The following is a 21,153-nucleotide window of genomic DNA, read 5'->3' as shown; positions in this document are numbered from 1 at the left end:
GGATTCCACCTATCACCTCACCGGTCTCATTCGACAGGAACCCCATGAGCGACACTTCCCCCTACGGCTTCGAGCTTGTGCGGCGTGGGTACGACCGCGCTCAGGTGGACGAACGCATCTCGAAGCTCGTCTCCGACCGTGACAGCGCTCTGGCCCGTATCACTGCTCTCGAAAAGCGCATCGAGGAGCTCCACCTCGAAACGCAGAACGCCGCGGCCCAGGTAAGCGACGCCGAGCCGTCGTACGCCGGTCTCGGCGCGCGGGTCGAGAAGATCCTCCGCCTCGCCGAGGAAGAGGCCAAGGACCTGCGCGAGGAGGCACGGCGCGCGGCCGAGCAGCACCGCGAACTCGCGGAGTCCGCTGCTCAGCAGGTCCGCAACGACGCAGAATCGTTCGCTGCGGAGCGCAAGTCCAAGGCGGAGGACGAGGGCGTCCGGATCGTCGAGAAGGCCAAGAGCGACTCCGCCCAGCTGCGTGGCGAGGCTCAGAAGGACGCGCAGCAGAAGCGCGAGGAGGCCGACGCCCTCTTCGAGGAGACCCGCGCCAAGGCCGCGCAGGCCGCCGCCGACTTCGAGACGAACCTCGCCAAGCGCCGCGAGCAGTCCGAGCGCGACCTGGCGTCGCGTCAGCAGAAGGCCGAGAAGCGCCTCGCGGAGATCGAGCACCGCGCGGAGCAGCTCCGGCTTGAGGCCGAGAAGCTGCGCACGGACGCGGAGCGTCGCGCCCGTCAGACGGTGGAGACGGCTCAGCGCCAGGCCGAGGACATCGTGGCCGACGCGAACGCCAAGGCCGACCGCATCCGTTCGGAATCCGAGCGCGAGCTGGCCGCCCTGACGAACCGTCGCGACAGCATCAACGCCCAGCTGACGAACGTGCGCGAGATGCTCGCCACGCTCACCGGCGCCGCGGTGGCCGCCGCGAGCTCGCCGGTCGAGGACGAGCCGATCTCTCGTGGAGTTCCGGCTCAGCAGTCCCGGTAGTCACGCGGTAGTTCGTACGGCTGAGGCCCGCATTCCCTTCGGGAGTGCGGGCCTCAGCCGTGCCCGCGCAGCAACGGCAGATACACGTCGTCGACGATCCCGACGAGGGCGGAGTCGGCGACCGGGTCGAGGGACAGGATCATCTCGTAGCGCAGCAGTTGGGCAGCAAGGGGGACCACACGGCCGTACGCTCGACGATCCTCCTGTGGGCACGGCGGAGATCCAGAGGATGCCCCGGACTTCAGGCCGGGGAGGAATCCGGCTTCCCGCGTCGCGGGGCAGGTTTGGCCGGATCGCTGCCGAGCGATCCGGCGTCTGCCGAGACGGCGGTGAGGCCGAGCTCGATCAGACACAGGATCTCGGAGTTGATGGACCGTCGGTCCGCAGCCGCCTGAGCGCGCACACGGCCGTGAAGGTCTTCGGGGAATCGGACGTTGAAGTTGACCATGTAGCCATTCTATAGCTAACGTGTAGCCATGGTGGCATCACAGGCGACGGGAGACACTGGGCACGCCCGGTGGACATTCCGGCTGCGCGTGTCGTCGACCGCCCGCACGCAGCTGTGTGCGGAATAGGATCGGCGCCGGTGGGTGTGGAACGAGTGCGTAGCCAAGTCCAAGGCGGTGCACGCGCGTAACAAGGCCAGTGGTGAAAACGTCACCTGCGGTCCGGCCCAGCTCGACAAGATGCTGACGGCAGCCCGGAAGGCGACGTCGTGGCTTCGCGAGGGCAGTTCGGTGCCGCAGCAGCAGACCATCCGGGACTTCGGCAGGTCCCGCGCGAAGGCGCGGAAGGACATCAAGGACCGTCTGCCTCAGAGGCGGCGGGCCGGGATGCCGAAGTGCAAGAAGAAGCGCGAGGCCCTCCCGAGTCTGAACTACACCCAACGCGGCTTCCGGCTGAAGGACGGGCGCCTGCACTTGGCGGGCGGGATCGTGCTGGGCGTGGTGTGGTCGCGCGACCTGCCTACCACCCCGTCCTCGGTACGGATCTATCAGGACAGCCTCGGCCACTGGTATGCCTCCTTCGTCGTCCCCGCCCAGGCAGAACCCCTGCCCGAGATCGGCGCAGTGATCGGCATCGACTGGGGCGTCAAGGAGACCGCGACCACCACATCCGACGCACATGACCTCCCCCACGTCCAGCACGGCAAGAAGGTCCAGGCGAAGCTGTCGCGCTACGACCGGATGATGGCCCGCAGGAAACCCAAGCAGGGCCAGCCCGGCTCGAAGGGATATCGCGAAGCTAAGAAGTTGCGGGCGAAGGCGCACAAGAAGGTGGCCCGTCAGCGGCAGGACACCGGCCGCAAGTGGGCAAAGCGCGTGGTGACCGACCATGACGTGATCGCTGTCGAGGACTTCCGCCCGAAGTTCCTCGCCAAGACCACCATGGCCCGCAAAGCCGCTGACGCGGCGATCGGCGCCACTAAGACGGCCTTGCTGGAGATGGGCCGCAAGCACGGGCGGGATGTCCGCCTGGTACACCCCGCGCACACCACCATGGACTGCGCGCAGTGCGGAGCGAGAACCAAGCACGCACTACCGCTGTCGGAGCGTACCTACACCTGCACCGCATGCGGAGCCGCGTCCCCCAGAGACAAGAACTCCGCCCAGGTGATGCTCGTCCGGGCAGGTCTCAACCCGGCTGGCGTCGAGGGCGTAAGACCTCCTGGAGCGCTGCTCCAGGAAGCAGCCTGAGCCAGGAATCCCCCGCCCTTCAAGCGGGAGAGGATTCAAGGTTGTTGCCTGCCTCGTCGGACTCTGTTTGCCCGTTCGGGTGGCATCCGCCGAACGCCCGTCTTAGCGTGGCCGCATGATCGAGCTTGAGGGGCTGACCAAGCGGTACGGCGAGAAGATGGCGGTCAACAACCTCACCTTCGCCGTCAGACCCGGCATCGTCACGGGCTTCCTCGGCCCGAACGGCGCCGGCAAGTCGACGACCATGCGCATGATGCTCGGGCTCGACCGGCCGACCGCCGGGGACGTACGCATCGACGGCCAGCACTACGACCAGCTCAAGGACCCGCTGACCTACATCGGCGCCCTCCTCGACGCCAAGGCCATGCACGGCGGCCGCAGCGCCTTCAACCACCTGCTGTGTCTCGCGCAGAGCAACGGCATCCCGAAGGCCCGGGTGCACGAAGTACTCGACACCGTCGGCCTCACCTCCGTCGCGAAGAAGAAGGCCAAGGGGTTCTCGCTCGGCATGGGCCAGCGGCTCGGCATCGCGGGCGCGCTGCTCGGTGACCCGCGGATCCTGATGTTCGACGAGCCGGTCAACGGGCTCGACCCCGAGGGCATCCACTGGATCCGCAACCTGATGAAGTCCCTTGCCGGGCAAGGCCGTACGGTCTTCGTCTCCTCGCACCTGATGAGCGAGATGGCGCTGACGGCCGATCACCTCGTCGTCATCGGCCAGGGCCGGCTCCTCGCGGACACCTCCATGGCCGACTTCATCCAGCAGAACTCGCGGTCCTACGTCCGGATCCGCACCCCGCAGCGCGAGCGGCTGCTCGACGTGCTGCACCAGGCCGGGATCACGGTCGTCGAATCCGGCAGCGGGGTGCTCGAAGTCGACGGGAGCAAGTCCGAGCAGATCGGTGAGCTGGCCGCGTCGCACCAGCTCGTGCTGCACGAGCTGAGTCCCCAACAGGCCTCTCTGGAGGAGGCGTTCATGCAGTTGACCGCGGAGTCGGTGGAGTACCACGCGCATTCCGACGCACCACCACCCCCCGTGGCACCTGCCCGGCAGCAGGGCTGGGGCGACGACTGGAAGAAGGGCTGACATGGCGGCGACCCAGGTCATCCGCTCGGAGTGGACCAAGATCCGTTCCGTCGCGTCGACGGTGTGGACGCTCTCGCTGGCCCTGGTGGTGACGATCGGGCTCGGCATGCTGATCTCGGCGCTGTCGAAGAGCCAGTTCGACGACATGAGCGCCAAGGACAAGCTGTCCTTCGACCCGACGTTCATCAGCTTCGCCGGGATGAGTCTTGGTCAGCTCGCGATGATCGTGTTCGGGGTGCTCGTGGTGTCGAACGAGTACAGCACCGGCATGATCCGCACCTCGCTCGCGGCCGTCCCGCAGCGCGGCACCTTCCTGTTCAGCAAGATCGCGGTGGCCACCGGGCTGTGTCTGGTGGTCGGGCTGGTGACGAGCTTCGTCACGTTCTTCCTGGGGCAGGCGATGCTCGGCTCCCACAAGGCGGAGATCAGTGACCCGGGCGTGCTGCGCGCGGTGATCGGCGGCGGGCTCTACATGACGCTGATCGCGATGTTCTCCATGGGCGTCGCCTCGATGCTGCGCTCGCCGATGCTGTCGCTGGGCATCCTGATGCCGTTCTTCTTCCTGATCTCCAACATCCTCGGCAACGTCTCCGCGACGAAGAAGATCGGCCGGTACCTGCCCGACCAGGCCGGCAGCAAGATCATGCAGGTGGTCACCCCGGTCGACGACTCGTCGCCGTACGGACCGTGGGGCGGGTTCGGGATCATGGCGCTGTGGGTGCTCGCCTCGCTCGTGGGCGCCTATGTCCTTCTGAAGCGGCGGGACGCGTAGCCAGGAGCACGGCTCGGGCGTTGCTTTACTTTCTCTTGGGCGGAACCGTCAGCGCCCCGATATCCTCCTAACCCTTACGGGGGCGTGTGCCCTGCTGTCCTGATCCTTTCGATGGGTGCGGAGCATGATCGAGGCTGTCGGCCTGACCAAGCGCTACGGCGACAAGACCGCCGTGTACAACCTTTCCTTCCAGGTGCGGCCCGGTGCCGTCACCGGCTTCCTCGGGCCCAACGGCTCGGGCAAGTCGACGACGATGCGCATGATCCTCGGCCTGGACAACCCCACGTCAGGACAGGTGACGATCGGCGGCTTCCCCTACCGCAAGCTGCCGAACGCCCCCAGACAGGTCGGCGCCCTGCTCGACGCCAAGGCCGTGCACGGCGGCCGCAGCGCCCGCAGCCATCTACTCAGCCTGGCCCAGCTCTCGGGCATCCCGGCCCGGCGCGTGGACGAGGTGCTCGGGGTCGTGGGCCTCCAGGACGTGGCGAGAAAGCGCTCCAAGGGCTTCTCCCTCGGCATGGGCCAGCGGCTCGGCATCGCCGCCGCTCTCCTCGGCGACCCCCAGGTGCTGCTCTTCGACGAGCCGGTCAACGGCCTCGACCCCGAGGGCATCCTCTGGGTGCGGAACCTGATGAAGGCGCTCGCGGCGGAGGGCCGTACCGTCTTCGTCTCCTCGCACCTGATGAGCGAGATGGCGCTGACGGCGGACCACCTCATCGTGATCGGGCGCGGGCAGCTCCTCTCCGACATGAGCGTGCGGGACTTCATCTCGGCGAACTCCGCCGACTTCGCGCGCGTGCGCACCCCGGACACGGAGCCCCAGCTGCGCGAGAAGCTGACCTCCGCGCTGACCGAGGCGGGCGGGCACGTGCTGCCCGAGCAGGACGGCGGGCTGCGCGTCACGGGACTGCCCCTGCCGCGCATCAGCGACATCGCGCACGACACGGACGTACGCCTCTGGGAGCTGTCCCCGCATCAGGCCTCGCTGGAGGAGGCCTACATGCGGATGACGCAGGGGGCCGTCGACTACCGCTCGACGACCGACCAGAAGGCCGGTCTGATGCAGCAGCTGCCGCCGGGCGCGCAGCCGCCCATGCCGGTACCGGGGCAGGGCCAGCCGGGCTGGTACGCGCCGCCGTCTCCGCAGCAGGGCGGCCGGCCGTTCGCGATGGGCCAGCCCCCGGCGAATCCTTACGGCGCCCCGAATCCGTACGGCGCCCCTGCGGCGCCCGTGGCGCCCGCACCGGGCCCGTACACGACTCCGGCGCCGCAGGCCCCGCAGACGGCGGCACAGGCGCCCCAGGGCCCGGCACAGGGCGCCCCGGCGGCCGCACCGGCTCCGGGCGCGGGTGCGGCCGGGGGCGCGGGCGGGATCGCATCCGCGCCCAACTGGCAGGCGGCGAACGGTCCTTCGTACGGCGGGTACACCTCGCCGATCCCGGTCGTGCGCACGCATCTCGGGCACGCGCTCGCCTCCGAGTGGACGAAGATCAAGTCGGTGCGCTCGACGATCTGGACGCTCGGCGTCTTCGTGGTCCTCGTCATCGGCATCGGCCTGCTCGCCGCCGTCGTGGTCAGCAACTCCTCCTCGCAGCTGAACGGCGAGAACCCGCTCTCCTACGGCTTCTTCGGGCTGCTGCTCGGCTGCATGTGCATCATCACGCTCGGCGTGCTGACCACGGCCTCGGAGTACGGCACGGGCATGATCCGCACGACGATGACCGCGTGCCCCAGCCGCGGCCGGGTCCTCGCGGCGAAGTCGATCGTGTTCTTCGGGGTCGCCTTCGTGGTCACCCTGGTGGCCTCGGGGTTCATCGCCTTCGTGGACGCCTCGCTGCTGGAGAACAACGGCGCGAAGGACCCGTCCGCCGGCGAGTGGCTCAAGGGGACGGTCGGCGTCTCGCTCTACATCGCGCTGCTCGGGCTGCTCTCGCTGATCATCGGCTCGATCATCCGGCACTCGGCGGGCGCGATCACCGTCATGATCGGCGCGGTGCTCGCCCCGCTGGTCATCGCGCTGTTCATGTTCTCGCAGTCCCTGGAGGACGTACGCCAGAAGCTGTTCGAGTACTCGATCCCGAACCAGCTGAGCGTCTTCTACTCCAACTCCCTGACGGATTCCGGCCCTTCGGGCTGGGACCCGCTGTGGATCATCGTGGGCGTGACGGCCGTGGCGTTCGCGGGCGCGGTCGCGCTGCTGGAGAAGCGGGACGTGTGAGCCGTACCACTTGCTAGGACACAGGCTCAGAACTTCGGCGCGTTCCTGGACCGCTGCACCCGTGTGGTGCGGCGGTCCTTCGCGTTCCAGCACGCCTTGTGCCAGTGCCGGCGCTCGTCCACGCCAGAGTGCTCCGGCCAGGCCACGACATGCGGGACACCGGAGGGAATCTGCTGGTCGCAGCCGGGGCAGCGGTATGTCTTGCCCTGCGCGCTCGCCCCGGCGACATGGCGCACGCTCCACTCCTCGCCCTGCCAGTGCTCCGTGGACTGCCAGCCGCCGTAGCGGCCCGAGGGCTCGTCGTCGGCACTCTGGCCGGAGGAACCGGACTCCTTGGGTCGGTTGCGACGCGGGGACACAGAACACCTCACGGGGCTATACAGGAGGCAAGGGCTGTGTCCAGCCTACGTGGCGCGGACAGGGGTATGCGAAGGGCATCAACCCGCACAAGTCCCCCTCGGGACCGCGCATTCTGCAGACAATCCGCAAATCTCTTTGCCAGGCCGTGTCCTCGGCACGTGTCGGGCGGTTATGCCCGGTGGGGGAGCTCCGTGTCGGAGCCAAGGAAGCAGGAAAAGCCATGCGCGTCGGAAGTTTTGTGTTGGCGGCCCAGTTCCCGGGGCAGGGCCAGGGGGAGGCCCTGCACCGCGCGGTCCGCTCGGTGGAGGTCGCGGAGGAGGCCGGTCTCGACACGGCCTGGCTGGCCGAGCACCATTTCGTGCCCTACGGCACCTGCCCGTCCGCGGTCACCCTGGCCGCGTTACTGCTGGGCCGCACCCAGCGCATCCGCGTCGGCACCGCGGTCAGCGTGCTGCCCACCGTCCACCCGGTCGCCCTCGGCGAACAGGCCGCGCTGCTGCATGTGACGAGCGGGGGGCGCTTCTCGCTGGGTGTGGGGCGCGGCGGGCCGTGGGTGGACCTGGAGGTGTTCGGCTCGGGTCTCGCCGCGTACGAACAGGGGTTCCCGGAATCACTCGATCTGCTGATGCGCTGGCTGCGCGAGCCGTCGGTCGCGGGCACCGGGGACCGCTTCGCGTTCCGTGAAGTGCCCGTCGTACCAAGGCCGTCGGAGGCGCTGTCGGACGCGCCGGGCCCCGAGGTCGTCGTCGCCTGCACCTCGCCCGCGAGCGTGCGACTGGCGGCCGAGCGGGGCCTGCCGATGCTGCTCGGCATGCATGTCGGGGACGAGGAGAAAGCTGAAATGGTCACCCTGTGGCGCCAGTTGGCCCGGGCGGCCGGGCGGCCGGCGGAGGAGATCCGCGGCGCGGCCCATGTGTCTGCCGGTGTCTGCCAGATCGCGGACAAGCGTGCCGACGCCGAGGAGGCTCTGGTGAAGGCGATGCCGGGCTGGCTGAAGCAGGGGCTCGACGCCCATGTGACGGTGGACGACCGCGAGCGCCGGATGCGCGACCCGCTCGCGTACACCGAACTCCTCTGCGGGCTGCACCCGGTGGGCACCCCGCGCCTGTGCGTCGACCGGCTCGCGGCGACCTCGGAGCGGACCGGCATCTCCCGCTTCGCGCTGCTCGTCGAGGGGTCCGGAGACCTCGCGGCGACCGAGGAGAACGTACGGCGGCTCGGAGCCGAGGTGCTCCCCCACCTCGGCTGAGCGAACCGCGGGGAGCTTGCCGCCCCAGTACAGAAGCACCTCCCGCGTACGGGAGCGGCAAGCAGTGCACCACCCGCCGCGTCAGCAGTCCCTGAACTCCGGGGACTGGTTCAGCAGTTGGCTGCGCACCGAGGTGAAGCGAGCCAGCTTCTCGTCGACCGAGCCGTCCATGGGGAACACCGCCACCCGGTGGCAGTTCTGGAAGGCAAGGCGTACACCGAAGTGCCGCTGCAGCGCGCCGCGTATCGCGTCACTCGCGAGCGCACGCAGCAACTGACCGCGCGCCTGCTCGTCCGGCGGCGGCGTCTGGTTGTCGGCGAACGCTCCGCCGTCGACCTTCAGCTGAGCCACCAGGGAGCTGATCATCTCCCATGCGTAAGGCAGGGAGGTCCGGACGCAGTCGACGAATTCAGCTTCGTCGACCTCGCCTCGCTCGGCCTTTTCGAGTAGGGCCGGTGAGACGTCGAGCGACATGGGTTCTCCTCTCGCACCCCCAACGCGCGGGGGTTGCCGGACAGGTAAGGGAGTTCGCGATGACGAACACGCTGCGTACATGTCTCGCGACCTCCCGCTTATACGGTAGGCAACGGAGGGTGGCGGCACCAGGAGAATGCGTACATAGGGAACTCCCAATGGGCCCACAATCGGCCAAGAATGAACAACGGGCGTCACGGGTCTTCCAGGACAACAGGGGCGGCCCGCAGAACCTCGTTCGAGGGTGGTGGTGGGAGACGGGTGGGCGAATCGCGTGCACCCACGCCCGTCGAGTAGCGTTGCCGACCATGCGTCTCGTCATTGCCCGGTGTTCCGTGGACTACGCGGGCCGGCTCACCGCCCACCTCCCCTCCGCCCCCCGTCTCATCCTGGTGAAGGCGGACGGCAGCGTCTCGATCCACGCGGACGACCGGGCCTACAAGCCCCTCAACTGGATGTCTCCGCCCTGCACGCTGAAGGAGGGTTCCGGGGACCCTGAAGATCCCGCAGGTGTCTGGACCGTCATCAACAAGGCGGGCGAGAAGCTCATCATCACGATGGAGGAGATCCTCCACGACTCCTCGCACGAACTCGGCGTGGACCCCGGCCTGATCAAGGACGGCGTGGAAGCGCACCTCCAGGAGCTGCTCGCCGACCGCATCGACACCCTCGGCGAGGGCTACACGCTGATCCGCCGCGAGTACATGACGGCCATCGGACCGGTCGACATCCTGTGCCGGGACGCCGAGGGCGGGACCGTCGCGATCGAGATCAAGCGGCGCGGCGAGATCGACGGGTCGGAGTCGAAGGAAGGTACCGCTTCCCCCAAGCCTAGGCACTGGGCTGTGGAGATCAAGCGACGCGCCACGATCGACGCCGTGGAACAGCTCACGCGGTACCTGGAGTTCCTGAACCGCGACACGACGATTGCACCCGTCGGGGGCATCCTCGCAGCTCAGAGCATCGCGCCGCAGGCCCGGACGCTTGCCGAAGATCGCGGCATGAGGTGTGTCGTCCTTGATTACGACGAGCTTCGCGGCATCGACAACAAGGAAGACCGGCTGTTCTAGCAGGCCGATCATGCACGTCCAGCGCCCCCGGATCTCACGCGAGACTGGGGGCGTACGTCGCAACTCTTCTTCGTCGCCTCCACTCCCCCTATACAGAGCGCTTCTGGTCGCATCCCGGGTACCACTCAGCGATCTTGGCAGGGTGCCGACACCCTCTTGACCGCTCCTCGGGATGGTGGGCACGATGGCACCGAGAAAGTTTCTCGTCCATTCGAGCAAGGAGAGCCATGCGCGCTCAGTTTCTCGGCAAGGACCCGGAATCGCAGGTTGGCCAGTCACCGACGCTGTTCGCGACCGACCGCACCGACCGTAAGACCTACATCGCCCAAGGATGGGTCGTGACCGACCCCCAGGTGCTCGCCGATGTCGGCCCCGTCCCCGAGGGTGAAGCGATCATCGAGATCCCCGAGGATGTCCTGAAGTTCTACGCCCGCCGGTACCAGGAGGAGGAAGGGCGCTGAGCCGCATCATCGGCGACGAGTTCGGCGAGCTGTTCCGCACCTTCAAGCACACAGCGTTTCGTTTGGAAGTGCGGGACCGCTACGACTCGTCGTACGAGAATGAATCGTTGGGCAAGTTCCTTCGCAGCGAGCCCGACGATCTGCCATGGATGCAGGACTGGCTCACCATGATTCGCGAAGCAACGGATAACGGCCTGCGCTTCTCACGAGTTCGAGTCGTCAGCCTGCCCCTGACCGACTACAGCCGCTTTGGCATCTGGTGCGCCCAATTCACCAACGGCGCGGGCGAGGATATTCGGTATCTCACCCGCGATGAAGCCAAAGCCGAGGAACTGCCCAGCCACGATTACTGGTTGTTCGACAGCAGTAAGCTGGTGCGTATGCACTTCGATGATGCGGACCGCTTCCAAGGCGGCGAGCTGATCGAAGATCCGGCCGTGATCGTAGAGCACAACTACTGGCGTGACGCCGCCTGGCACCACGCCAGACGACGGGATGACTTTGCCACCGAACAACAGCAGCAGCGCGACTAACGTCCAAGAGGCGCGTAGCGCGCTAGGCAAGCGACTCCGTGAACTGCGGCAACAAGCCGGCCTGACCGGCAAGCAGCTCGCGGAGTCGCTGGCATGGCCACCCTCGAAGGTGTCGAAGCTGGAGAACGGTCGGCAGACACCGACCGACGACGACATCCACGGGTGGACGCGGGTCACGAGCACCACGGATGAAGCCGAAGCCCTGCTTGCATCCCTCCACACTCTTGAAGTCCAGCACGCCGAATGGCAGCGGCAGTTCAAAACAGGGTTGAGCGCTCACCAAAACGAGATTGCCGACCTGGACGCGCGAACCAAGTTGTTTCGCGCCTTTGAAGCGACGGTTATCCCTGGACTGCTGCAAACGCCCGAGTACGCGCGGGCCCGCTTCGCTCAAGGGATCGCCATGTTCCAGGCGCCCAACGACATCAACGAAGCCGTCCGAGCACGGGCGCAGCGCCAAGAGATTTTGTACCGGGCGGACAAGCGGTTCCACTTCGTTCTCACCGAAGCAGCGCTACGCTTCCGCCTCGCTTCACCAGAGATCACGCTTGGGCAGTTGGATCGACTGGTTTCTCTGTCTGCGCTGCCGAACGTAAAGCTCGGCATCATCGGGTTCGAGACGCACTACGTGGTGGCTCCGTGGCATGGCTTCTGGATACTCGACAACGACCGCGTCATGGTTGAGACCTACTCGGCAGAGCTGAACCTTGCCCAGCCCGGGGAGGTCGAGCTGTACGGCCAGGTCTTCGAGCAGCTTGCCGCCGTCGCCAGCTATGGCAGGGCAGCGCGGGCGATCATCACCCGCGCCATTGACGATCTTGTGTCGGACTCCCCCGAAGATGGCTCCTGATTTCTGCACCCTTCACCCGTTAGTGGAGTTTCGAGAAATACCAAGAAACTTTCTATACGGGCGCTGCTGCGACCCCTACGCTCCCCGCAGGACGGCGAATCGCGTCCATCCTTCTGGGACTTGGGGAGAGCCAGGTGACCATCACTGTTCCGCTATTGAGCCGGGAACAGATCAACCGACTGCCGGAGCGTGCCCGGGAAGTCGTCGAGTACCGCAAGAGCGGCCTCAGCCTCAACCACATCCAGGGGTGCCCGCTGGACTGCGCCTACTGCATCCGTCACACCTACGGACTGTGGGATCAGCGACAGCCGCGCGCCCTCATGAGCGACGCCGAGGCCGTCGAAGAACTGGTCAATCACCGGTACTTCCAGCCGCACGTGACGCCGGTTCAGGTGTTCAACCGAGCCACCGACCCGTTTCTGCCGAACGTCCGACCGCACACCTTCGCGGTGCTGGAAGACCTCGACAAGCGTGAGCTGCGCAATCACGTGTTGGTCATCACCAGGCACGCAATGAAGGCCGACGACGTCCAGCGGCTCAACCACCTCCGGCACGTCAAGGTGACGTTGCTGTTCACGTACTCGGGGATCGACAACAAAGACATCGAACCGTACCCGTCCAGCGTGGCCGCCGAGTCGCTCAAGCTCATGAGTGAACCGCTCGACCGCAGCTATCGAACGGTTCTGTACTGGCGACCGCTGGTGCCAGGTCTCAACGACTCCCCCGCACACCTTGACCGGGCGTACGAGCTGAGTCATCACGCCGACGCCACAGTCTTCACCGGCCTGTTCTACCGGGGCCAGATCGCCGACTACTACAAGGCGAACAACCTCCCGGAGCCGTACGACGAAACCGCCCGCCGCAAGATCGTGCCGGAGACCCTGGAAAAGCGCGTCCTCTCAACGTTCGCCGGCTGCGAGTCGTTGTTCCGCAAGACCTCGTGCGCCGTGTCGTTCGCCCATGGGGAGGCCGACTACAACGGCCACTACGGCATCCGTGAACTGTGCGATATCTGCCCGCTCGCGCAGCTCGACCTCTGCAAGAGCGCACACCACGTACCCAGTGCCGAGCGGATACGGGAAGTCGGCAGCACTCTGTCAGAGGCGAGTGGTCTGGTGGTCGTGGACATCACGGAGCGAGCGGCCGTCGTCGCCGGACTCGCCGAGGAACAGCCGCGCTACTACCTGCAACATGCGCTTGGCTTCCAGGTACACGACGTGCGCCACCCGCACCGCGACCGTCGCCATGGTCGGGCGGAAATCGGATGGAAGGAACCCAAGCAAGATGACTGACTGGACGAACCTGAACTACGTCGTAGTGGACGTGGAGGGCAACGGCCAGCAGCCGCCGGATCTGGTGGAGTTGGCCGCCGTGCCGATCGTCGGGGGTGTCATCGGGGAACCGGTGAGCTGGTTGGTTCGCCCGGATCAGCCGATCACGCCCATGGCCCGAAGGATTCACGGCATCACCAACGAAGCCGTTGCTAGAGCGCCGAAGTTCGAGGACATCAAGGTTGATGTGCTGCTGGCCTTGTCGCACCCGGCGCTGGTCGCCCACAACGCGCACGTTGACGTTGATGTTCTTCAGCGGAAGCTCATGGGGTGGGAGTGCCCGGAAGTCTTCGACACGCTCAAACTGTCGCGCCGCTTCGTGCCCGACCAGATGAGCCACCGGCTTGGATCGTTGGTTGAGGCGTTCAAGCTCGCCGAGGGGCTGCCGCTGGAGCTGAGGCCCCACCGCGCCACGTACGACGCGGTGGTCACGGCGCGGCTGTTCCAGATGCTCGCCACCACCAATAGCGTTCCGCGGTCGCTGGATGAACTACGTGACCAACCGTCAGGGGGTGGCAGGGATGAAGCTGCGACCCTTTTCTAGCCATGAGCGAGGCATGTTCGTCACGGTCGACGGCCCCAGCGGTGCCGGGAAGTCCACGATCGTTCACCACCTGGCGCAGATGCTCGTTGCCGAAGGCGAACACGTCCACGTCACGGCCGAGCCCTCGAAGGGAGCGATAGGGGATCTCTGCCGCCAGTTGACGGAGACGGTCACCGGTCACGCCCTCGCGTGCTTGTACGCCGCCGACCGATACCACCACGTCGAGACGGAAGTACGACCGCACCTCGAAGACGGCCGGACGGTCATCAGTGATCGGTACATCCCGTCAGGACTGGTGATGCAGCGCTTCGACGGCGTAGATCCGTCGTTCCTTTGGCAACTCAACGCCGACGCTGATCGGCCCGACCTCGCTGTGATCCTCGAAGCCGACCCCGAAGTCATCTCCGAGCGGCTGACGGAGCGCGGGCCGCATAACCGCTTCCAGCTCTCGCCGGGCAGCAGCCACGCAGAAGTTCACTTCTACCGGCAAGCGACCGAGCGCTTGATCCAGGCCGGTTTCGATGTCCTGCGCGTTGACTGCAACCAGCGACCACCGGAGCAGGTAGCCAAGGTCATTCGAGATCGGCTGACGACCTTCTTTGCCGCCCCTCGTGTGTGACCACGCGTGATGGTTCTCCCCGCTGATCACACCAGTTGGTGTCTCAGTACCCCGTGAAAGCAGCAGGGCTGGCGACGTTGGCTTCCGCGTCCGTCGCCAGCCCTGCACCCCGTTCCTGCGGAGCGCAGAGCGATGAAGCCTCCCATCTACGGCTACGTCCGAGCACTTCCTGACCTGGACGACCAAGCCGTCAGCCACCTACACGATGAACTGGCCCACTTCGCCGTTGCGGCGGGGTTCACGCTGGCCGGGGTCTTTGTCGAACGCCGCTGGCTCCACCTGGCCGCCTGGGATGCGTTAGTTGACCACTGCAACCGGCACGAGGTGCGAAATGTGGTCGTGCCGAATTCCGAGCACCTGCACACGCTGCCGTTCCTGTCCTCCGTGATGCAGAGCGTCATCGAGGACGTCATAGGGGGCTGCGTCTGGTTCGTCCATCCCGACACAGCCGAGGAGCTGTCGTGTCCGTCCAGGTCGAGGAGCACCGCCCCGTGAACGTACCCCGTCAACCGAACCAGCTCTTCACCACCAGCATCCGCCTTGCTGCCGTGTCCTCAGCCGTACCATGCTCGCGGATGTTCGTGCGGGACATCCTCGAACGTTGGAAGCTCGGCGACCACATCGAGGTTGCCGAACTTGTGGTGAGCGAGCTCGTCACCAACGCCGTGAAGATGACCGGCATCACGGACCCAGAGCCGAAGTCCTGGGAGATAAGGGCAGAGCACGTCATCGGGGTGCAGCTCCGCACCACGAACGGCAGCCTGTTCGTCGAGGTGTGGGACAGAAGCATGGACGCCCCCGTGGCGAAGAACCCGGACAGCAACACCGAGGGCGGTCGTGGCCTGATGCTCATCGGGGCGATGACGAAGCAGTGGGACGTGTACCGGCCGCAGTCAGGTGGCAAAGTCGTCTGGGCTGAACTGGAACTGGGCAAGCCTGCGGAACCTCCGCCACTGCACCATCCACCCCTGACGGTGCGCGTACCGGGGTCGACCATGCCGCCGCGTGGTGAGATGGAGAAGACGGCACATCTGGGGCTGATCGAGCGGATGTTGGACGATTCGCGTTCTCACGATGTATCCCCGGAAGGTTGAAGGACTCGACCAACCCCCAGCCGGCCACGAGCGGTTGATCCGCCACACCTACTGCACTCGACTAGTCCTCAGATTCGCCAGGTTCGCACCCCCGTTCGACCGAGCGGGGGTGCTGTCGTATTACCCGTCAGTTCACCTGCGCAGCCAGGGAGTTGTGTGGCAAGGTGCCAAGGCTTCCTTATGTTACGCATGGTACAGAAGGAGGCTTTTGTTTAGAATAGTAGACATGGAATATGCGAGGAACTATTTATGAGCAACAAGAACGAAGATCCTGGGATGTACCTGCGGAGTCTCCGCCTCAAGAACTTTCGATCCTGTTATGACACGGAAGTCGAGTTTCAACCAGGCATCACACTTCTCGTTGGCGAGAACAACTCTGGTAAGTCCAATGTGATCGAAGCGCTACGGCTTGCAACTGCACCCCTAAACCGTCGAGCTACAAGATACTTTGATGAGTCCGACCTATCTCACGGCCAGGAAGGCCAAGAAGCCGAACTTCACACGTTTTACGATGGCCTGACAAAAACTCAGCGCGCGCACTACATTGCGGCGTTGAATGTCGATACCAACCAGGCCGTCTACTCGGCAAAGTATGCGATCGACTCAAAGCGTCGGCACAACGTGCGATCGACTTTCACGGCTGGCCCCGTCGGTGGAACAGACGCTGAACCCGAAAAGCGCGAACAGATCGCGCACGTCTATCTTGCACCGCTGCGAGATGCGAAGAGGGAACTTGATTCATCAGACGGCAATCGTCTCCTCAGAATCATTCGACACCTCACTACCGAAGAAGAACGAAAAGACTTCCTGGACAGTGCCAACGATTCGTTCAAAGAACTGAAGAAGCACGATGTCCTAACTACTACCACGGGCGAGATTCAGGCGCACCTTGGTGAACTGACGAACTCCGTACGTGGGCAAAGCGTCGAGGTTACGTTTGCCGACTATGAAATGAACCGGCTGGCGCGAAGTCTCAGGGTGAAGATGGCGGAACATGACATCGAGCCCGCCGATCTCACAGAGTCTGGATTGGGATACGCCAACCTACTCTTCATTGCTACGGTCATCCTGGAACTGCGCAAGGCTCAAGATGCCGAACTCACACTGTTTTTGGTTGAGGAGCCGGAAGCCCATCTGCACCCGCAGTTGCAGGCTGTTCTTCTTGATTATCTGCGCGAGCAGTCCGAGGCTTCGCCAAGTGACGATACACAAGGGCCTGCCGGACGAATTCAAGTTATCGCAACGACGCACTCACCGAGCCTCGCGAGCAGTGTTGGCATCGAGAACGTCGTAGCGCTCCGGACTAAGAACGAGAAGGAGACGATCCAAAATGACGAGGGTACTAAGGAGGTAGGTCGCCGCAAAACGCACGTGCTTCCCCTAGCTAAGATCAAGCTTAGCGATCCTGATCGGCGAAAGATTAACCAGTACCTGGATGCAACGCGAGCCGGACTCCTTTTTGCTCGCCGGGTGATTCTCGTAGAGGGTATTGCGGAGGCTGTGCTCCTTCCTGTAATTGCACGCCACTCTGTGTTTGGCGACGATAACGACCCCACCCAAGTGAAGCAGCGGCGAGCCTTCCACGGGGTCACGATTATCAATGTAGGTAGCGTCGACTTCGCGCCGTACATCACACTTCTACTCTCCGAGGTGAATGGCTGCCGCTTGCTGGATCAACTGACGGTAGTTACTGACAGAGACCCAGACGTTCCCAAAGAAAAGAAAGAGGACGAAGAGCCCCAGGGCGAGGTGGTGGCTCAAGAAGAAGGGGAAGCCGACCCCGACGACGCCCCAGACGATGAGGGCGGCGGAGATGAAACCGAACAAGATGATGACGATGAATCTGCGGTGAACAACCGCAAGGATCGCTTGATGGAACATGCTGAAGCGATCGGGGCAAAAGACTACCTTGTCGTGGCAGAGGCCCCGCACACGCTTGAGGCTGATCTGCTTACCCCAGAAGGAAACGAGCCGGTCCTCAAGAAGGCATATCTGAGCCAGCACCCCAAGTCTCAAAAGCACTGGCATGAAATCATGGCGAACGAGAAGAGCCCGACCTGGGGATTCTACCTAAAGTTGCGTAAGAACAAGAACTTCATGAGCAAGGGTCAGTTCGCCCATGATGTCGCACTCTCTATTGAAGACAAAGAGGGTTTTAAAGCGCCTGACTATCTGGACGAAGCCATCCGTGGCGTGCTGGAAGAAGGAACGGGCGGTGTGGCGAGTTGAGCACCATTAGCTTGACCGAAGACCAGCAGGCTCTCGTTGACGCTGAAGAAAGCCTGTTCGCTGCCGCCTGCCCAGGAGCTGGAAAGACTCGCGCTATGGTGGCACGGTTCTTGAAGCGAACCGCTGAAGAGAATCGCCAGGGTGTTGCCCTGATCTCCTTTACCAACGCAGCAGTCGATGAGGTACGCCGTCGGTGCGGGGACCAAGTTGACGCCCTGAAGGCGCCAAATTTTGTCGGGACGTTCGACACATTCATCCATCGCTTTATTGTCACGCCGCTTTTCGTGAGGGAGTACAAGGTACCGCCGAAGTACGTGCAAAGCTGGAAGGAAATTTCAAGCACGAGCTTTCGTATGAGCGAGATTCCTCGGTCTGGCGAGCTCGAATTTAGTTGGTTCGACTTTGATCGAAACGGTCGAGCTACCCTTGTGATGGATCGAGTTGATCCGCGCTTCGGTAATGCCGAGGCGAAGACAGCACTCTTGGCAAATCGGAACAAAGCTGAGAGTAGGGCCTCGCACATCTTTGGCAAGCTGCTTGAAGCGGGCACCGTCAGTTGTGACGCAGCCCGGTTGCTAGCCGAATTCTGGGTGCAAGACACTGAGGCTAGGCGGATCATCGGCCCACTGCTGCAATCACGCTTTTCAGAAGTGATCGTCGATGAAGCGCAGGACTGCGGTCGCGAGGAGCTGCTCGTATTGCAGTATCTTCTTGATTGCGGCATCCGGGTCGTGATGGTCGGTGATATTGACCAGTCAATTTATGAGTTCCGCGACGCGACACCAAGCGCTGTACAGGACTTCGTGAAGAATCTACCGATGCAGTTGGAGCTTGGCGACAATTTCCGTAGCTCTCCAGCGATCTCCGCCTTTAACAGTGGACTCCGGTCAGGTGCCCTAGTCGAGACGTCCAGTGGGGAGACGTCGGCACTGCAAATTCCGGTGCAACTTGTCGAGTTCTCAGTACTTAATGACATCGTTCCAGCGGCGTTGCGGATTGCCGACGAGCACGAGCTAGCGGCGAGTGACCTTATACTCCTCGCTCATGCCGGAGCCCATGGTATGCAGGCGGCTGGTGTAGTTGCCGTCGGGGGGTCGGGAAACAATAGAGTCCTTTCTATCGCTGATGCAGGGTTCAAGCTCAGGTCGACAGAGTTCAATGCGCAGACACGTTTGAAAGTCATTGGACAGGTAGAGCGCGCCGTCCTAGCAGCACTCGCCAGCGGCAATGATTTTGGGCACAAGAGCCTTGAGGCTATTTGTGAGAAGCTCGGCATTGAAACACGGTGGCTCCGCAACTTTGCTGTGCGTATGGCTGTTGCTCTCGACGCTAAAGGGAAGACCGCGAAGGAATTTGCGGTTGAGGTACGAGAATTCCTCAAGGCTGCCGATTGGGGTGATGCAACTCCCCCGGTGGCCGGAGACCTAGGGAACCTTTTTAAAGCACCGAAAGAAGGTGATTGGGCCAACGTTGCAAGCCTGGGTGACGATCCCCTTATTCCATACTCAACTGTGCACGGCGTGAAAGGCATGGAGTTTCCCGGCGTCGTGCTGGTTCTTCCGGATACGCCAAGAAGCAAGGTGACGGAAGAAGTACTGGATGCCTGGGAGAGTGGTCAGGACATCGAGTCTCGGCGCGTGCTCTATGTCGCCGGTTCTCGTGCGCAGCAGTTGTTGGTGTTCGCCGTCCATCGAAAGCACATCGACCGTGTCGCCGTGCTCCTCGACGCCAAAGCGGTTCCGTACGTACGTTCTTGAGGTGGGTCTCAGACGTCTTGATCGAACCGACCTAGCGCAGGCCGGCACGGAAGGTAGGTCGGTCGATTCCAGACGAGTGCACCCCTCAGATTGATTGACGCGTCCCCGGGGCGCGTCAGCAGAAAAGTGATGGAGGCTGTCATACCCGACGACTACCGTTGATCCATGACGGAAGACCAGCGCGCACCGATCGCCAGACGCACGCCGCTTGATCCCTACAGTTCAAGCGCGCCGCATCTGGTCGGCATCGTGGACACCAACGCGCTGTTGAGCAGTATCGAGAACGACTGCCGTAAGGGCTTCCGGTCACGGCTGCTGCGGATGAGCGATGGTGGCACCGCCACTCTCTACGCTGCTGACCACGTCCTTGACGAGACGTACGAACACCTCCCGAGGATGGCCAAGCGTGGCCTGGTGTCGCTCGCCACCCTCCGCGCCCACTTTGAAGCTGAGTACCTACCGGCGCTGCGGTTCGTCACGATGTCGGATGTCGACGGCCCGGACGATCAGGTCTTGGCGATCACCGACACCGACGACGTGCCAACAGGCTGGTTGGCCAAGCTCATTGCGCCGTGCGTCGTGTTCTCGGATGACAAGCACCTCAAGAAGCCTGGGTTCGCCCCCAAGGATTGGCAACGAGCGGCGAAGTCCGTCCTCGACATCGCCGAAGGTGTGAGGGACCAGGCCGTCACGGTGAACGCTGCCGTTCTTCCGGCCAGGGGTGCAGTGGGGCTGGTCAAGCTCCTGGGGCGTCAGACCGGCATCTCCCCGTGGGCGATTGGTGCTGTCGTCCTCAGTGGTGGCGCACTACTCCTCAAGAAGCCCGAGAGAAGGAAGGCGGCTACTTCGTTCGCCGTCAAGGCACTCGAAGTGGTCGGCACCAAGCTGGAAGCGGCAACGGCGCAAGAACGGCAGGGTGTCGAGAAGCTGCGCGAGGTCATCCTTGCTGCACCGTTGCAGCCGACGATCCGTCAGCGGGTAGCGATCACGTTGGCGCGGCAGAACGAACCGCTACTCGCCGCCGAGGTGTACGAGCTGATCTCAGCGCACTTCCCGGATGAGCCCGAGGTCGCCATCAAGGAGGTGCGGGCCGTGCTGGAAGAGGGGACAGAGTTCGTCCGGGTGGAGCGGTACCGATGGCAGCTCGGGCGCGAGGTCGCTCCGCGGCAGTCTTGAACAACCCGATCAACCAGGCGCCGGCCACGAGCTGTTGGTCGTCGCGCTCCAGGGCGCAGACCCCAGGAACGAAGAACGCCCCGCGACCGGCAGCGGACGCGGGGCGTTCTTCGCTGGGGTGCGGGGCGGGGGCGACGAGGGAGTATCAGGCTTCTTCGGTGTACCGGATCGGCCCGTTGGGGTCGGGGTTCTTGGGATCACCTGAATGAAGGCTTCGTTGGAGTTGGGGTTGTCTCCCACCACTCGGAGGTACAGGCGCACGCGCCTGACCTCCTCGTAGGGGTCGAACCCTGATTTCAGAAGCCAGCCCTCCACGTACCAATCCGGGTGCTTGTAGCAGCCGATCGGGGTGTCTCCGTGGTCGTTCTCGACACCGACGAACACCGATGTGGTGGTCTGGACGACCACGTTGAACTCAATGTCGTCGGATACCTTGACGCGGATCGGAACGGGCTCGGCGTAGGTGTTGCCGAACTGGGCGTTCTTGAGCTCTTCCAAGGTGAAGCCGGGATTGAACATGAAGACGGTCTCACCCGCCTCGAAGCCGTAACCCCTGAACATGTCGTACAGACCGTCGCTGGGGCCGTACTCGTCCGCCATGTTGTCTTACCTCTCGTGCGATTCGGATGGGGCACGCCACCGGTTGAAATCA

At 64.1% G+C, this 21,153-nt stretch carries 21 protein-coding genes and 2 pseudogenes; 18 read left to right on the top strand and 5 right to left on the bottom strand.

All coding sequences use genetic code 11. The annotated features are described in order from the left end of the window. The first annotated feature begins 44 nt into the window (after positions 1–44). On the top strand, positions 45–980 hold the full coding sequence (locus AC31A1_RS05625) for a coiled-coil domain-containing protein (protein ID WP_033285426.1): 936 nt from the start codon (positions 45–47) through the stop codon (positions 978–980). Between the two features lie 53 nt (positions 981–1,033). Here AC31A1_RS05625 and AC31A1_RS05620 read toward each other — a convergent pair whose 3' ends face one another. Together AC31A1_RS05620 and AC31A1_RS05615 are read right to left on the bottom strand one after the other, a co-directional pair. Then, on the bottom strand, positions 1,034–1,159 hold the full coding sequence (locus tag AC31A1_RS05620) for a hypothetical protein (protein WP_489652134.1): 126 nt from the start codon (positions 1,157–1,159) through the stop codon (positions 1,034–1,036). A gap of 62 nt (positions 1,160–1,221) precedes the next feature. Beyond that, positions 1,222–1,428: an Arc family DNA-binding protein gene (locus AC31A1_RS05615; protein ID WP_489652133.1), complete on the bottom strand. Its 207-nt coding sequence runs from the start codon at positions 1,426–1,428 to the stop codon at positions 1,222–1,224. A gap of 28 nt (positions 1,429–1,456) precedes the next feature. Here AC31A1_RS05615 and AC31A1_RS05610 point away from each other — a divergent pair. The 4 genes and pseudogenes from AC31A1_RS05610 to AC31A1_RS05595 all read left to right on the top strand — a co-directional run. After that, positions 1,457–2,677, top strand: a pseudogene (locus AC31A1_RS05610) (RNA-guided endonuclease InsQ/TnpB family protein). Between the two features lie 115 nt (positions 2,678–2,792). After that, positions 2,793–3,764 carry an ABC transporter ATP-binding protein gene (locus AC31A1_RS05605; protein ID WP_489652132.1) on the top strand — a complete coding sequence of 324 codons (972 nt, stop codon included), beginning with the start codon at positions 2,793–2,795 and terminating at the stop codon, positions 3,762–3,764. A gap of 1 nt (position 3,765) precedes the next feature. Continuing rightward, positions 3,766–4,536, top strand: a complete 771-nt coding sequence (locus AC31A1_RS05600; RefSeq protein WP_489652131.1) for an ABC transporter permease — start codon at positions 3,766–3,768, stop codon at positions 4,534–4,536. A gap of 124 nt (positions 4,537–4,660) precedes the next feature. Beyond that, a pseudogene (locus tag AC31A1_RS05595) lies at positions 4,661–5,923 on the top strand (ABC transporter ATP-binding protein); the annotation flags it as partial. Between the two features lie 857 nt (positions 5,924–6,780). Here AC31A1_RS05595 and AC31A1_RS05590 read toward each other — a convergent pair. Then, the gene (locus AC31A1_RS05590; protein WP_489652130.1) at positions 6,781–7,113 is read right to left on the bottom strand and encodes an ATP/GTP-binding protein; all 333 of its coding nucleotides are present in this window, start codon (positions 7,111–7,113) and stop codon (positions 6,781–6,783) included. A 221-nt stretch (positions 7,114–7,334) separates the two neighbouring features. Here AC31A1_RS05590 and AC31A1_RS05585 point away from each other — a divergent pair, with 221 nt between their 5' ends. Continuing rightward, complete coding sequence (locus tag AC31A1_RS05585; RefSeq protein WP_489652129.1) at positions 7,335–8,363, top strand: LLM class flavin-dependent oxidoreductase; 1,029 nt, start codon at positions 7,335–7,337, stop codon at positions 8,361–8,363. Between the two features lie 81 nt (positions 8,364–8,444). Here the strand turns inward: AC31A1_RS05585 and AC31A1_RS05580 are convergent, their stop codons facing one another. After that, positions 8,445–8,837, bottom strand: coding sequence for an SCO5389 family protein (locus tag AC31A1_RS05580; RefSeq protein ID WP_363097071.1), 393 nt, complete (start codon positions 8,835–8,837; stop codon positions 8,445–8,447). Positions 8,838–9,145: 308 nt separating this feature from the next. On the opposite strand from AC31A1_RS05580, the gene nucS reads away from it, so the two are divergent. From nucS to AC31A1_RS05520, 12 genes are all read left to right on the top strand, one after another. Continuing rightward, positions 9,146–9,907 carry an endonuclease NucS gene (nucS, locus tag AC31A1_RS05575; RefSeq protein ID WP_489652128.1) on the top strand — a complete coding sequence of 254 codons (762 nt, stop codon included), beginning with the start codon at positions 9,146–9,148 and terminating at the stop codon, positions 9,905–9,907. A gap of 227 nt (positions 9,908–10,134) precedes the next feature. Beyond that, on the top strand, positions 10,135–10,368 hold the full coding sequence (locus AC31A1_RS05570) for a hypothetical protein (protein WP_489652127.1): 234 nt from the start codon (positions 10,135–10,137) through the stop codon (positions 10,366–10,368). 68 nt (positions 10,369–10,436) lie between these two features. Continuing rightward, positions 10,437–10,901, top strand: coding sequence for a DUF6879 family protein (locus AC31A1_RS05565; RefSeq protein ID WP_489652126.1), 465 nt, complete (start codon positions 10,437–10,439; stop codon positions 10,899–10,901). Further along, positions 10,864–11,751, top strand: a complete 888-nt coding sequence (locus AC31A1_RS05560; protein ID WP_489652125.1) for a helix-turn-helix domain-containing protein — start codon at positions 10,864–10,866, stop codon at positions 11,749–11,751. Before AC31A1_RS05565 ends, AC31A1_RS05560 begins: the two co-directional genes overlap by 38 nt. Positions 11,752–11,885: 134 nt before the next feature. Then, entirely contained in the window at positions 11,886–13,043 is a 1,158-nt protein-coding gene (locus AC31A1_RS05555) for a radical SAM family protein (RefSeq protein WP_489652124.1), read from the top strand. Continuing rightward, complete coding sequence (locus AC31A1_RS05550; RefSeq protein ID WP_489652123.1) at positions 13,036–13,626, top strand: 3'-5' exonuclease; 591 nt, start codon at positions 13,036–13,038, stop codon at positions 13,624–13,626. Before AC31A1_RS05555 ends, AC31A1_RS05550 begins: the two co-directional genes overlap by 8 nt. Positions 13,627–13,639: 13 nt before the next feature. Further along, entirely contained in the window at positions 13,640–14,245 is a 606-nt protein-coding gene (tmk, locus tag AC31A1_RS05545; protein WP_489652122.1) for a dTMP kinase, read from the top strand. 132 nt (positions 14,246–14,377) lie between these two features. After that, positions 14,378–14,740 (top strand): hypothetical protein, encoded by a 363-nt coding sequence (locus AC31A1_RS05540; RefSeq protein WP_489652121.1) that lies wholly within the window; start codon positions 14,378–14,380, stop codon positions 14,738–14,740. Positions 14,741–14,820: 80 nt separating this feature from the next. Beyond that, positions 14,821–15,339, top strand: a complete 519-nt coding sequence (locus AC31A1_RS05535; RefSeq protein ID WP_489652120.1) for an ATP-binding protein — start codon at positions 14,821–14,823, stop codon at positions 15,337–15,339. Positions 15,340–15,588: 249 nt separating this feature from the next. Continuing rightward, positions 15,589–17,568, top strand: a complete 1,980-nt coding sequence (locus AC31A1_RS05530) for an ATP-dependent nuclease (protein ID WP_489652119.1) — start codon at positions 15,589–15,591, stop codon at positions 17,566–17,568. Between the two features lie 11 nt (positions 17,569–17,579). Further along, entirely contained in the window at positions 17,580–19,325 is a 1,746-nt protein-coding gene (locus tag AC31A1_RS05525) for a UvrD-helicase domain-containing protein (RefSeq protein ID WP_489652118.1), read from the top strand. A gap of 165 nt (positions 19,326–19,490) precedes the next feature. Then, positions 19,491–20,501 (top strand): PIN domain-containing protein, encoded by a 1,011-nt coding sequence (locus tag AC31A1_RS05520; protein WP_489652117.1) that lies wholly within the window; start codon positions 19,491–19,493, stop codon positions 20,499–20,501. Between the two features lie 9 nt (positions 20,502–20,510). Here the strand turns inward: AC31A1_RS05520 and AC31A1_RS05515 are convergent, their stop codons facing one another. After that, entirely contained in the window at positions 20,511–21,101 is a 591-nt protein-coding gene (locus AC31A1_RS05515; RefSeq protein ID WP_489652116.1) for a hypothetical protein, read from the bottom strand. Positions 21,102–21,153 lie beyond the last annotated feature (52 nt).

The sequence above is a fragment of the Streptomyces sp. P5F9 genome (assembly GCF_057961495.1).
Note: the sequence above shows the minus strand (reverse complement) of the source record. Positions and strands in the feature narration are given on the sequence as shown.

Coding starts and splice junctions, on each gene's coding strand:
- AC31A1_RS05625 (WP_033285426.1), top strand. CDS start 45: ATGAGCGACACTTCCCCCTACGGCTTCGAGCTTGTGCGGCGTGGGTAC.
- AC31A1_RS05615 (WP_489652133.1), bottom strand. CDS start 1,428: ATGGTCAACTTCAACGTCCGATTCCCCGAAGACCTTCACGGCCGTGTG.
- AC31A1_RS05605 (WP_489652132.1), top strand. CDS start 2,793: ATGATCGAGCTTGAGGGGCTGACCAAGCGGTACGGCGAGAAGATGGCG.
- AC31A1_RS05600 (WP_489652131.1), top strand. CDS start 3,766: ATGGCGGCGACCCAGGTCATCCGCTCGGAGTGGACCAAGATCCGTTCC.
- AC31A1_RS05585 (WP_489652129.1), top strand. CDS start 7,335: ATGCGCGTCGGAAGTTTTGTGTTGGCGGCCCAGTTCCCGGGGCAGGGC.
- AC31A1_RS05580 (WP_363097071.1), bottom strand. CDS start 8,837: ATGTCGCTCGACGTCTCACCGGCCCTACTCGAAAAGGCCGAGCGAGGC.
- nucS (WP_489652128.1), top strand. CDS start 9,146: ATGCGTCTCGTCATTGCCCGGTGTTCCGTGGACTACGCGGGCCGGCTC.
- AC31A1_RS05570 (WP_489652127.1), top strand. CDS start 10,135: ATGCGCGCTCAGTTTCTCGGCAAGGACCCGGAATCGCAGGTTGGCCAG.
- AC31A1_RS05560 (WP_489652125.1), top strand. CDS start 10,864: ATGACTTTGCCACCGAACAACAGCAGCAGCGCGACTAACGTCCAAGAG.
- AC31A1_RS05550 (WP_489652123.1), top strand. CDS start 13,036: ATGACTGACTGGACGAACCTGAACTACGTCGTAGTGGACGTGGAGGGC.
- tmk (WP_489652122.1), top strand. CDS start 13,640: ATGTTCGTCACGGTCGACGGCCCCAGCGGTGCCGGGAAGTCCACGATC.
- AC31A1_RS05540 (WP_489652121.1), top strand. CDS start 14,378: ATGAAGCCTCCCATCTACGGCTACGTCCGAGCACTTCCTGACCTGGAC.
- AC31A1_RS05535 (WP_489652120.1), top strand. CDS start 14,821: ATGTTCGTGCGGGACATCCTCGAACGTTGGAAGCTCGGCGACCACATC.
- AC31A1_RS05530 (WP_489652119.1), top strand. CDS start 15,589: ATGAGCAACAAGAACGAAGATCCTGGGATGTACCTGCGGAGTCTCCGC.
- AC31A1_RS05520 (WP_489652117.1), top strand. CDS start 19,491: ATGACGGAAGACCAGCGCGCACCGATCGCCAGACGCACGCCGCTTGAT.
- AC31A1_RS05515 (WP_489652116.1), bottom strand. CDS start 21,101: ATGGCGGACGAGTACGGCCCCAGCGACGGTCTGTACGACATGTTCAGG.